Raw genomic sequence first — 11,918 nt, forward strand, 5'->3', positions numbered from 1 at the left:
AGATATTTTTTACTATTATAGCAGAAGATGGGGGCTTTGTCAGTATTTTCTGGGAAATTTTCAGAATTTATTGAAAATTACATTCATGAAACTTTCTGGGAATTGTGGTAAACTAGTGGAAAGAGGAGAAAGCATGGTAAAAGCAATTATTTTTGATATGGATGGAGTCCTGTTTGATACAGAGACCTTTTATTTCCAGAGACGCATCGATTTTTTAGCGACCAAGGGACTGTCGGTCGATCACCTGGACCCAAGTATTTTTGTGGGTGGCAGGGCCAGTCAAATGTGGCGTCGGATTTTGGCGAATGACTTTGACAAGTGGGATGTGCCTGCCTTGGAAAAGGAGTACCGTATATATAAGGAAAACCGGCCGACACCCTATGGTCAGCGGCTTTTTCCTGATGTCAAACAAGTCTTGCAGGCTTTGACAGACAAGAGCGTACCTCTGGTATTGGCCTCCAATACGGACAGGGAAGAAATCGAACGTGCCTTGGAAGAAGCTGGAATTAGACCTTATTTTAAACAGGTCTTTTCAGCCATGGAATGCGGAGCGCCCAAGCCAGCTCCGGATGTCTACAATCTCGCAGCCCAGGCGACTGGGGTGGACAAATCAGAGATTGTGGTCTTTGAAGACAGTGCAAAAGGCATCGCGGCAGCAAAAGCAGCAGGCTTGATGGTCTGGGCCATCCGAGACCAGCATTATGGCATTGACCAGAGTCAAGCAGATCGCTTGGTGGACAATTTGAGCCAAGGATTGAGAGAATTGGACAAGATGTAAGAGGGTTGGCGAGAGTCAGCCTTTTTCCGATGTCACACTTCTTTTCTGGTAAGGACGTGACAAAATGATTTTCTGTGCTAGAATGGATAACAAGAAAGATGTGGTTTGCTTTTCAAACTATTTCATCTTCAAATGAAGTGGAGCAGGCGATGACCTATCAAACAATTACCTATGATGTTCGGGACGGAATAGCGCTTCTGACCCTCAATCGTCCAGATGTGGCCAATGGCTTTAACATTCTCATGTGTGAGGAAATTTTGGCAGCGATTGACGCAGTTGATCGAGATGCTACTGTGAAAATCCTGCAAATTCAGGCCCAGGGCTCTGTTTTCTCGGTCGGTGGCGACTTGGTCGAGATGAAGCGGGCAGTGGATGAGGATGATATTCCTTCTCTTGTAAAAATAGCAGAGCTGGTCAATGATATCTCATTCGCTATCAAGAAATTGCCAAAGATTGTCATCATGGTGACCGATGGAGCTGTCGCTGGTGCGGCGGCCAACATGTCAGTAGCAGCAGATTTCGTGATTGCCTCTACTAAAACAAAATTTATCCAGGCCTTTGTCGGAGTGGGTCTGGCACCTGATGCCGGCGGGCTCTTTCTCCTCAGTCGGGCAATTGGTGCCAATCGGGCTAGCCAATTAGCCATGACAGGCCAAGGCTTGTCTGCTGATAGGGCCCTGGACTATGGCATCGTTTACAAATTGTCCGAACCTGAAAAGCTGGAAAAAACAGTCGCTCAGGTCATCAAAAAACTGTTACGAGGCTCTGTTAACTCTTACGCTGCCATCAAGCAGCTGGTCTGGGAAAGCCAGTTCAAGGACTGGGAAACCTATCGCAAGTTAGAATTGCAGTTGCAGGAGGAATTGGCCTTCAAGGAAGATTTCAAGGAAGGTGTCCGAGCCCATGCCGAACGCCGAAGACCAGTATTTACCGGTCAATGAGCTAAAATTTATTACCGAATACGTCTATTTGTTTTCTTTTAGTACTAGGTAACGAGTCAAAGGCGTAACTGAAGTTAGGCGAGGTGAGCTCAAATAATATTAATTGTTTGAGGTTCGAAATTCAGAAACGAGGTTTCCTCGGTCGTCGAAGCAATAAAAGAAAAACAAAATGACAAAAAATATTTGACAATCAAAGTTTTTTGCTCTATACTTTGACTATCAAAGTTAAGGAGGCCTGTTTTGGAAGATCAAAAAGTAAATGATTACCTAACAGCTATATTTAATAATGTACTGGTGATTGAAGAAACAAGTCTACGGGGGAGCCGATTTAAGGATATTTCTATCAAGGAGATGCACACCATTGATGTGATAGGAAGTAAACCGGATGCGACACCCACAGATGTCTCTCGCGCTTTGATGGTGACCTTGGGAACTGTCACAACCAGTCTGAATAATCTGGAGCGAAAGGGCTACGTGGAGCGTGTGCGTTCGACCAGAGACAGGCGGGTCATTCATCTCTACTTGACCAAAAAAGGACGCTTGGTCTATCGGCTGCATCAGCGTTTCCACAATGAAATGGTCAAGCAGATTACGGATGGCATGGATGAGACGGAATACCAGGTCATGAAGAAAGGGCTCATGAAACTCTATCACTTTTTGGAGGATTTGAAATGAGAACCCATACTAAAATAAGTCAGGTGGCCCACTATCTTCCAAAAAAGATTGTGACCAATGACGATTTGGCTCAGATAATGGATACCACTGACGACTGGGTCCGCAGTCGGACAGGAATTGGTCAACGACATGTTGTCACAGACCAGACGACAAGTGATTTGGCCACTGCCGTGGCGCAGGACTTGCTGGAGAAGGCGCAGATTGGTGCGGAGGAGATTGATTTTATCATCCTGGCCACCATGACACCCGATTCGGTGATGCCATCCACAGCGGCTTTGGTTCAAGCTAAAATCGGAGCGACCAAGGCTTTTGCCTACGACTTGGTGGCGGCCTGTTCCGGCTTTGTCTATGCCTTGTCGACAGCAGAAAAGTTGATTGCATCAGGCCGTTACCAGAAAGGGATGGTCATCGGTGCGGAGACCTTGTCGCGCGTGGTCGATTGGTCGGACCGCTCGACAGCAGTGCTCTTTGGAGACGGTGCCGGCGGCGTCTTACTTGAAGCTTGCGTTCAGCCTAGCTTTCTGGGGGAAATTCTCCGGACTGATGGCAGTCGTGGAGCGAGTTTGACTGCAGGTATTGATCAGAAATGCACCCCATTTTCTGATGCTACTTGCTCCCAACCCTACATCCAGATGGAGGGGCGCGCGATTTTTGAATTTGCGACTCGGGATGTGACGGGAACCATAGCAGAGCTGCTCAGTCAGCAAGGTCTGCTAGCAGACCGGATTGATTTCTACCTGCTTCACCAAGCCAATAGTCGAATCTTGGATAAGATGGCTAGAAAGCTGGGTGTGGCATCGGAAAAATTCCCAGCCAATATGGACAAATATGGCAATACCAGTGCAGCCAGCCTGCCCATTCTCCTATCAGAATGCGTGGCGGACGGCCGGATAAAGCTGGACGGTAGCCAGACAGTCTTGATGGCCGGATTTGGCGGAGGTCTCACTTGGGGAGCCCTTCTACTTAAAATTTAGTTAATCCCTTGCCTTTGGCAAGATTAAAAAAATATTTATTTAAATAAAGGAGACACATATCATGGCAGTATTTGAAAAAGTACAAGAAATTATCGTTGAGGAGTTGGGTAAGGATGCTGAAGAAGTAACCCTTACAACAACTTTTGAAGATTTGGATGCAGACTCATTGGACCTTTTCCAAGTGATTTCTGAAATCGAAGATGCATTTGACATCCAAATCGATACAGAAGAAGGATTGACAACAGTAGCTGATTTGGTTGCGTACGTTGAAGAAAAAACAAAATAAATGTTGTTAGAAAGATGCGATAAGCATTTTTCTTAGAGTCAATACTTTGATATTCAAAACATTGAAGATTCAAATTAAATTTCAAGTGAGGGCTTGCCCCTCGCTTGTTTAGCTAATGGTTTGATGTTCAAATGATTAGCTAAGCAAAAAAAGATTGAGGGAACTATGAAAACAAAGATTACAGAATTATTGAACATTGACTATCCGATTTTCCAAGGTGGTATGGCCTGGGTGGCTGACGGTGACTTGGCTGGTGCGGTTTCAAATGCTGGTGGTTTAGGCATCATTGGTGGGGGTAATGCTCCCAAGGAAGTTGTCAAGGCAAATATTGATAAAGTCAAGTCCATCACAGACAAGCCTTTCGGTGTCAATATCATGCTCCTATCGCCTTTTGCAGATGATATTGTTGACTTGGTCATCGAAGAAGGTGTCAAGGTGGTGACAACGGGAGCTGGGAACCCTGGAAAATACATGGAACGCTTGCACGCAGCTGGTATCATTGTGATTCCAGTAGTGCCGAGTGTGGCTCTTGCCAAACGGATGGAAAAATTAGGAGTGGATGCCGTCATTGCTGAAGGGATGGAAGCAGGTGGTCACATCGGTAAATTGACAACTATGACCTTGGTTCGTCAGGTTGTGGATGCCGTATCCATTCCTGTTATCGCAGCAGGTGGTATCGCAGACGGTGCAGGTGCTGCCGCAGCCTTTATGTTGGGGGCAGAAGCAATTCAGGTGGGAACACGTTTTGTCGTTGCCAAGGAGTCAAATGCCCACCCAGCTTACAAGGAAAAGGTTCTCAAGGCCAAGGATATTGATACAACTGTATCGGCATCTGTTGTAGGTCACTCGGTGCGTGCCATTAAGAACAAACTTTCCACAGCCTATGCAGCTGCGGAAAAAGACTTCCTTGCTGGGAAAATTTCTGCAGAATCCATTGAAGAATTAGGTGCAGGTGCCCTTCGCAATGCCGTTGTAGATGGTGATGTGGTCAATGGCTCGGTCATGGCAGGTCAGATTGCTGGCTTGGTGACCAAGGAAGAAACCTGTGAAGAGATTTTGAAAGATTTATATTTTGGAGCTGCTAAGGTGATTCAGGAACAAGCGAGTCGCTGGGCTTCCGTTGGAGAATAAGATGACAAAAACAGCCTTTCTATTTGCAGGTCAGGGGGCCCAGACACTCGGTATGGCCCGTGACCTCTATGACACCTATCCCATTGTCAAGAAAACTTACGACCAGGCTAGTCAGATTCTGGGATATGATGTGCGGGACTTGATTGACCATCAGGAAGACAAGCTCAACCAGACCCGCTATACCCAGCCTGCGATTTTGACAACCTCCCTTGCCATTTATCGTTTATTGGCTGAAAAAGGAATTGATCCAGACATGGTGGCTGGTTTGTCCTTGGGAGAATACGCTGCCTTGGTTGCCTCAGGTGCTCTGGCCTTTGAAGATGCCATTTCCTTGATTGCCAAACGGGGTGAGTTTATGGAGACTGCTGCACCAGCAGGGACTGGTAAGATGGTCGCAGTCCTCAATGCAGATGTCAGCTTGATCGAAGAGGTCTGTTCATCAGTTACCTCTGGAATTGTTTCTCCAGCCAACTACAATACACCAGCCCAAATCGTTATCGGTGGCGAGGTGGCAGCTGTGGATGAGGCGGTGGAAGCCTTGAAGGCGGCGGGTGTCAAACGCATGATTCCCCTCAACGTGTCGGGGCCTTTCCATACAGCTCTCTTGCGTCCAGCGTCGGAGCAATTAGCTCAGGCTCTGGAAGAGGTGGAGTTTTCAGATTTCCAAGTAGACTTAGTTGGCAATACAGAAGCCAAGGTCATGAGAAAAGAGGACATCAAGTCCCTCTTGACCCGTCAGGTCATGGAGCCTGTCCGTTTTTATGAGTCCATTGCCACCATGCAGGCGGCTGGTGTGACCAAGTTTATCGAAATCGGTCCAGGTAAGGTTTTGGCAGGCTTTATCAAGAAAATTGATAAGACAGCCGAGGTGGTAACAGTAGAAGATGTGGCAAGTCTAGAAGGCTTGTTGACTAGCCAATAAGGAGAAAACATGGAGCTTACCAATAAAAATGTGTTTGTGACAGGTTCAAGTCGTGGAATTGGCTTGGCCATTGCCCATAAGTTTGCCAGTCTTGGTGCCAATGTGGTGCTGAATGGTCGTGGTCAGTTGGGGCAGGACTTGCTGGACAGCTTTTCAAGTTACGGTGTCAAAGTGGTGGCGATTTCAGGTGATATTTCCAGCTCGGTAGATGCCAAACGGATGGTGGCTGAGGCAGTTGAGGCACTCGGAAGTGTTGATATCTTGGTCAACAATGCAGGAATTACCAAAGACGGTATGGCCTTGCGAATGACGGAAGAGGATTTCGAGAGCGTTTTGAGTATCAATCTAACAGGGACCTTTAACATGACCCAGGCTGTTTTGAAGCCGATGACCAAGGCACGTGAAGGGGCTATTATCAACCTTTCTAGTGTGGTCGGTTTGACAGGGAATGCTGGTCAGGCAAACTATGCCGCTTCTAAGGCAGGTGTTATCGGCTTTACAAAATCCATTGCTCGTGAAGTCGCTAGTCGCAATGTTCGTGTCAATGCTATCGCACCAGGCTTTATCCAGTCCGATATGACAGATGTTCTGTCTGATAAAATCAAGGATGCCATGTTGGGGCAAATTCCTATGAAACGTTTCGGTTTAACGGAAGAAGTAGCGGATGTCGCTGTCTTCTTGGCTAAACAAGAATATTTAACTGGACAAGTCATTGCCATTGATGGCGGTTTGACCATGCAATAAGAGAGGTTTGAAAATGACAAAACTAAATCGTGTAGTAGTGACAGGCTACGGTCTGACATCTCCAATTGGAAATACACCAGAAGAATTCTGGGATAGCTTGGTCAATGGTAAGATTGGTATCGGAAAGATTACCAAGTTTGATACTAGTGAATATACTGTCCATAATGCGGCAGAAATCAAGGATTTTCCTTTTGACAAATACTTTGTTAAAAAAGATACTAACCGCTACGACAACTACTCCCTCTATGCGCTCTATGCAGCTCGTGAGGCAGTAACCAATGCTGGTCTGGATACAGAAGCCGTTGACAGCGACCGTTTCGGTGTTATCTTGTCAACAGGTATCGGTGGGATTTTGGAAATCGAGGAGCAGGTTGCTCGCATGAACGAAAAAGGACCAAAACGGATTCGTCCGATGGCACTTCCGAAGGCTTTGCCAAACATGGCGGCCGGAAATATTGCCATGCAGGTCGGTGCCAATGGTGTCTGCAAGTGTGTCATAACGGCCTGTGCTTCGTCAAATGATGCCTTGGGTGAAGCCTTCCGTGAAATCAAGTTTGGCTTCCAAGATGTTATGTTGGCAGGTGGTTCAGAAGCGGCTATAACTCCCTTTGCCATCGGTGGCTTCCAGGCTTTGACAGCTATGTCGACAACTGAGGATCCAAGTCGTGCTTCCATTCCTTTTGACAAGGACCGCAATGGTTTTGTAATGGGAGAAGGTGCTGCGGTCTTGGTCTTGGAAAGTTTGGAGCATGCAGAGGCGCGTGGGGCAACCATCTTGGCTGAAATCGTCGGCTATGGAAATACCTGCGATGCCCACCACATGACCTCTCCGCACCCAGAAGGTTTGGGTGCTATCAAGGCTATGAAGTTGGCCATTTCAGAAGCAGGTCTAGAGCCAGCTGATATTGACTACATCAATGCCCATGGGACTTCAACACCGGCTAATGAAAAAGGAGAAAGCCAAGCTATTGTATCTGTCTTCGGCAAGAACACGCCAGTTTCTTCCACCAAGTCCTTCACTGGTCACTTGTTAGGTGCAGCTGGTGCCGTTGAAGCGGCGGCTGTTATTGAGGCGATGCGTCATTCTCATGCACCAAAGACAGCAGGTACGACGGAGTTGTCTGATTACATCGAGGCAGATGTCATCTACGGTCAAGGTCGTGACATGGAAATCCGTCATGCCATTTCAAATACATTTGGCTTTGGTGGGCATAATTCAGTCATCGCTTTCAAACGTTGGGAGGCCTAAGTGAATATTACAGAAATTAAGGACCTGATGAGTCAGTTTGACCAGTCAAGTTTGCGAGAATTTTCATATAGCAATGCTGGGGAAACCTTGCATTTCAGTAAAAACCAGCAGGCGACAGTGGCTCCAAGTCCAATCGTAGAAGCTCCGCTTGCTCCAGTAGCTCCTGCAAGCCCAGCCCCTGTGCCAGCAGTTGAAACCAGTGAGCCAACTCCACTAGAAGTTAGCTCAAATTCTGTGGCAGAGGGTGCGGTAGTGGAAAGTCCACTTGTTGGTGTGGCCTATTTGTCACCAGCCCCAGACAAGCCAGCCTTTGTAGCAGTTGGTGATACGGTCAAAAAGGGGCAGACCCTCATGATTATCGAAGCCATGAAGGTCATGAATGAAGTGCCTGCTGATCGTGATGGTGTGGTCACAGAGATTTTGGTGGCCAACCAGGATGTTGTAGAATTTGGACAAGGATTGGTACGCATCAAATGATTGATATTTTGAAAATTAAAGAGGCTCTTCCTCATCGCTACCCTATGCTCCTGGTCGATCGTGTCCTTGAAGTATCAGAAGATGAGATTGTCGCCCTTAAAAATGTGACCATTAACGAGCCCTTCTTCAACGGGCATTTTCCAGACTATCCTGTTATGCCAGGAGTTCTCATCATGGAGGCTTTGGCTCAAACCGCAGGTGTCTTGGAGTTATCTAAGGAAGAAAACAAGGGCAAGCTGGTCTTTTATGCCGGCATGGATAAGGTTAAATTTAAGAAGCAAGTTGTACCTGGTGACCAGTTGATCATGACAGCTAAATTTGTCAAACGCCGTGGAACCATTGCGGTTGTTGAAGCAAAGGCAGAGGTGGACGGAAAACTGGCTGCGTCGGGGGTATTAACCTTTGCCATTGGGAAATAGTATCTAAAGGAGATAGGATTCATCATGTTTGAGAAGATTTTGATTGCCAATCGTGGTGAGATTGCGGTGCGTATCATTCGTGCCGCCAGGGAATTAGGGATTGCGACCGTGGCAGTCTATTCTGAGGCGGACAAGGAAGCCCTCCACACCATGTTGGCAGATGAGGCGATCTGTATCGGCCCGGCCCGTTCGACAGACTCCTATCTCAATATGCAGTCGGTCATCTCGGCGGCTGTTGTGACAGGTGCCCAGGCCATTCATCCTGGCTTTGGATTTTTGAGTGAAAACTCTAAATTCGCCACCCTCTGTGAAGAGGTCGGTATCAAATTTATCGGACCTTCTGGGACGGTCATGGATACCATGGGGGATAAAATCAATGCTCGGGCAGAGATGATTAAGGCTCAAGTGCCTGTTATTCCAGGATCAGACGGTGAAGTCTTAACCAGCCAAGAAGCCCTTGAAATTGCTGAGAAAATTGGCTACCCTGTCATGCTCAAGGCATCGGCAGGTGGTGGCGGTAAGGGAATTCGTAAGGTGGAAAAAGCCGAAGACCTAGTGCCAGCCTTCGAATCAGCTTCCAGCGAAGCCAAGGCAGCCTTTGGAAACGGAGCCATGTATATGGAGCGTGTTGTCTATCCAGCCCGGCATATCGAGGTGCAGATTTTAGCGGACCAACATGGCCATGTTATTCATCTGGGAGAACGGGATTGTTCCCTTCAACGCAACAACCAGAAAGTCTTAGAAGAAGCTCCATCCATCGCCATTGGTCATACCATGCGGAATCGGATTGGTCAAGCAGCGGTGCGGGCAGCCCAGTCTGTTGGCTATGAAAATGCGGGAACTATTGAGTTCCTCTTGGACGAAGCCAAGGGCGAATTTTACTTCATGGAAATGAACACACGGGTGCAGGTGGAACATCCTGTTACCGAATTTGTTACCGGTGTGGATATTGTCAAGGAGCAAATCAAGATTGCGGCTGGTCAGGAACTCAGTGTCCGCCAAGAAGATGTGAAGATTACAGGTCATGCCATTGAATGCCGCATCAATGCTGAAAATCCAGCCTTCAATTTTGCTCCAAGTCCAGGTAAGATTTCCAATCTCTACCTGCCAAGCGGAGGAGTCGGTCTGCGTGTGGATTCAGCAGTTTATCCAGGCTACACCATTCCACCTTACTATGACTCTATGATTGCCAAGGTCATCGTGCATGGAGAAAATCGTTTTGAAGCCCTGATGAAGATGCAGCGAGCCCTCTACGAATTGGAAATTGACGGAGTGGTGACCAATACCGACTTCCAGCTGGACTTGATTTCCGACAAGCGAGTGGTGGCAGGTGACTACGATACTGCCTATCTCATGGAAGAATTTTTACCTCGCTATCAAGCAGAATTATAGTCTTTTAGTTTACTTTTAGTACTAGGCAACGAGCCACAGGCATAACTCAATACTTTCTTGTTTCTAGGCATTGACTTGAAACAGTCCCCCAGACTGTTTCAATCAGGCAAGGCGAGTTCAAACACTCCAGTGGAGTATTTGAAGTTGGAAATAAGGAAACAAAGTTTCCTCATTCGTCGAAGTAATAAAAGTCAACTAAATGACGATAAAAAAAGTAAACTAGGAGAATGCTATGGCTTTGTTTCGCAAAAAGGACAAATATATCCGCATCAATCCCAATCGTTCGCGGATAGAGTCAGCACCTCAAGCAAAGCCAGAGGTGCCAGATGAACTCTTTTCCAAATGTCCTGCTTGTAAGATCATCCTTTACAAGAATGATTTGGGACCAGAGAAAACCTGTCAACACTGTTCCTATAATTTCCGGATTACAGCCCAGGAACGCCTGGCTTTGACAGTGGATGATGGCTCGTTCGAGGAATTGTTTACAGGGATTGTAACCAAAAATCCCTTGGACTTTCCAAATTATCTCGAAAAACTGGCAGCCACCCGTCAAAAGACAGGCTTGGACGAGGCTGTTTTGACAGGCAAGGCGACCATCGGCGGTCAACCAGTTGCCCTTGGTATCATGGATTCGCACTTTATCATGGCTTCTATGGGCACGGTGGTCGGTGAGAAAATCACCCGCCTCTTTGAGTTGGCGATTGAAGAGCGTTTGTCAGTCGTTCTTTTTACAGCTTCTGGTGGTGCTCGCATGCAGGAAGGCATCATGAGCCTGATGCAGATGGCCAAGATTTCTGCAGCCGTGAAACGCCACTCAAATGCTGGGCTCTTTTACTTGACGGTCTTGACAGACCCCACAACAGGAGGTGTGACGGCTAGTTTTGCCATGGAAGGCGATATTATCCTAGCTGAGCCGCAGACCTTGGTTGGTTTCGCAGGACGACGGGTTATTGAGTCAACCGTTCGAGAAAATCTGCCAGACGACTTCCAGAAGGCTGAATTTTTACAGGAACACGGCTTTGTCGATGCCATTGTCAAACGCCAGGACTTGCCAACGACCATTGGTCGCTTGTTGAGAATGCATGGAGGTGTCAGATGACCAGTGATGTAGCACGTATGATCCGTTTGGCACGTGACCAGGCTCGCCTGACGACCTTGGACTATGCCACACAACTCTTTGATGACTTTATCGAATTGCACGGCGATCGCAATTTCCGCGATGACGGAGCAGTTGTGGGTGGTATCGGCTTTCTAGCAGGTCAGCCTGTGACAGTTATCGGTATCCAAAAGGGCAAGAACCTTCAAGATAACCTAAAACGTAACTTTGGTCAGCCCCACCCAGAAGGCTATCGCAAGGCCCTTCGCCTCATGAAACAGGCGGAGAAGTTCGGCCGTCCCGTTGTCACCTTCATCAATACTGCTGGAGCCTATCCCGGTGTCGGTGCCGAGGAGCGTGGACAGGGTGAGGCCATTGCCCGCAACCTCATGGAGATGAGCGACCTCAAGGTACCTATTATCGCCATCATTATCGGCGAGGGGGGATCTGGAGGGGCTCTGGCTCTAGCGGTGGCAGACCAGGTCTGGATGCTGGAAAACTCCATGTACGCCGTCCTCAGCCCCGAAGGTTTCGCCTCTATCCTCTGGAAAGACGGCAGTCGAGCCATGGAAGCGGCAGAACTCATGAAGATCACGTCATACGAGTTGGAGAAGCTCCAGGTGGTCGATCGGGTTGTTTTGGAAAATGGCAGAGCGACCAAGGAAGTTTTGGCTGACATCAAAGAAAACTTGGTCAGTCAGTTGGCTTCCTTACAAGCCTTACCACTTGATAAATTGCTCGAAAACCGCTATCAGCGCTTTAGAAAATACTAGGAAGACCTAGTATTTTTTTGTGATATTTGATATAATAAATAAAATAGTTTCCAGGAGGTTT

The 11,918-nt window shown here is 47.5% G+C and carries 14 protein-coding genes; all 14 read left to right on the top strand.

Features of this window, described 5'->3' with window-relative positions; all coding sequences use genetic code 11:
• The first annotated feature begins 133 nt into the window (after positions 1-133).
• The 14 genes from ACHBIF_RS06425 (at position 134) to ACHBIF_RS06490 (ending at position 11,857) form a co-directional block, all read left to right on the top strand.
• Positions 134-778 carry an HAD family phosphatase gene (locus ACHBIF_RS06425; RefSeq protein ID WP_105122932.1) on the top strand — a complete coding sequence of 215 codons (645 nt, stop codon included), beginning with the start codon at positions 134-136 and terminating at the stop codon, positions 776-778.
• A 149-nt stretch (positions 779-927) separates the two neighbouring features.
• The gene (locus tag ACHBIF_RS06430) at positions 928-1,719 is read left to right on the top strand and encodes an enoyl-CoA hydratase (protein WP_394719389.1); all 792 of its coding nucleotides are present in this window, start codon (positions 928-930) and stop codon (positions 1,717-1,719) included.
• 240 nt (positions 1,720-1,959) lie between these two features.
• A complete protein-coding gene (locus ACHBIF_RS06435) occupies positions 1,960-2,394 on the top strand; it encodes a MarR family winged helix-turn-helix transcriptional regulator (protein ID WP_105111568.1) in 435 nt (144 codons plus the stop codon).
• Entirely contained in the window at positions 2,391-3,368 is a 978-nt protein-coding gene (locus tag ACHBIF_RS06440; protein ID WP_105111569.1) for a beta-ketoacyl-ACP synthase III, read from the top strand. The genes ACHBIF_RS06435 and ACHBIF_RS06440 overlap by 4 nt, the downstream gene beginning before the upstream one ends.
• A gap of 61 nt (positions 3,369-3,429) precedes the next feature.
• Complete coding sequence (locus ACHBIF_RS06445) at positions 3,430-3,654, top strand: acyl carrier protein (RefSeq protein ID WP_105111570.1); 225 nt, start codon at positions 3,430-3,432, stop codon at positions 3,652-3,654.
• 165 nt (positions 3,655-3,819) lie between these two features.
• Positions 3,820-4,785: an enoyl-[acyl-carrier-protein] reductase FabK gene (gene fabK, locus ACHBIF_RS06450; protein WP_248049831.1), complete on the top strand. Its 966-nt coding sequence runs from the start codon at positions 3,820-3,822 to the stop codon at positions 4,783-4,785.
• A gap of 1 nt (position 4,786) precedes the next feature.
• On the top strand, positions 4,787-5,707 hold the full coding sequence (gene fabD / locus ACHBIF_RS06455) for an ACP S-malonyltransferase (protein ID WP_394719393.1): 921 nt from the start codon (positions 4,787-4,789) through the stop codon (positions 5,705-5,707).
• 9 nt (positions 5,708-5,716) lie between these two features.
• Positions 5,717-6,451 carry a 3-oxoacyl-[acyl-carrier-protein] reductase gene (fabG, locus tag ACHBIF_RS06460; RefSeq protein WP_105160814.1) on the top strand — a complete coding sequence of 245 codons (735 nt, stop codon included), beginning with the start codon at positions 5,717-5,719 and terminating at the stop codon, positions 6,449-6,451.
• A 13-nt stretch (positions 6,452-6,464) separates the two neighbouring features.
• Positions 6,465-7,700 (top strand): beta-ketoacyl-ACP synthase II, encoded by a 1,236-nt coding sequence (gene fabF, locus ACHBIF_RS06465; RefSeq protein ID WP_394719395.1) that lies wholly within the window; start codon positions 6,465-6,467, stop codon positions 7,698-7,700.
• On the top strand, positions 7,701-8,177 hold the full coding sequence (gene accB / locus ACHBIF_RS06470; protein ID WP_394719397.1) for an acetyl-CoA carboxylase biotin carboxyl carrier protein: 477 nt from the start codon (positions 7,701-7,703) through the stop codon (positions 8,175-8,177). It begins immediately after the preceding gene.
• Complete coding sequence (gene fabZ, locus ACHBIF_RS06475; protein WP_024378919.1) at positions 8,174-8,596, top strand: 3-hydroxyacyl-ACP dehydratase FabZ; 423 nt, start codon at positions 8,174-8,176, stop codon at positions 8,594-8,596. Before accB ends, fabZ begins: the two co-directional genes overlap by 4 nt.
• A gap of 24 nt (positions 8,597-8,620) precedes the next feature.
• Positions 8,621-9,988, top strand: coding sequence for an acetyl-CoA carboxylase biotin carboxylase subunit (locus ACHBIF_RS06480; RefSeq protein ID WP_394719400.1), 1,368 nt, complete (start codon positions 8,621-8,623; stop codon positions 9,986-9,988).
• 232 nt (positions 9,989-10,220) lie between these two features.
• Entirely contained in the window at positions 10,221-11,087 is an 867-nt protein-coding gene (gene accD / locus ACHBIF_RS06485) for an acetyl-CoA carboxylase, carboxyltransferase subunit beta (RefSeq protein WP_394719402.1), read from the top strand.
• Entirely contained in the window at positions 11,084-11,857 is a 774-nt protein-coding gene (locus ACHBIF_RS06490) for an acetyl-CoA carboxylase carboxyl transferase subunit alpha (RefSeq protein WP_394719404.1), read from the top strand. Before accD ends, ACHBIF_RS06490 begins: the two co-directional genes overlap by 4 nt.
• The last annotated feature ends 61 nt before the right edge of the window (positions 11,858-11,918 follow it).

Source organism: Streptococcus sp. A11 (assembly GCF_043674225.1).
GTDB lineage: Bacteria > Bacillota > Bacilli > Lactobacillales > Streptococcaceae > Streptococcus > Streptococcus suis_V.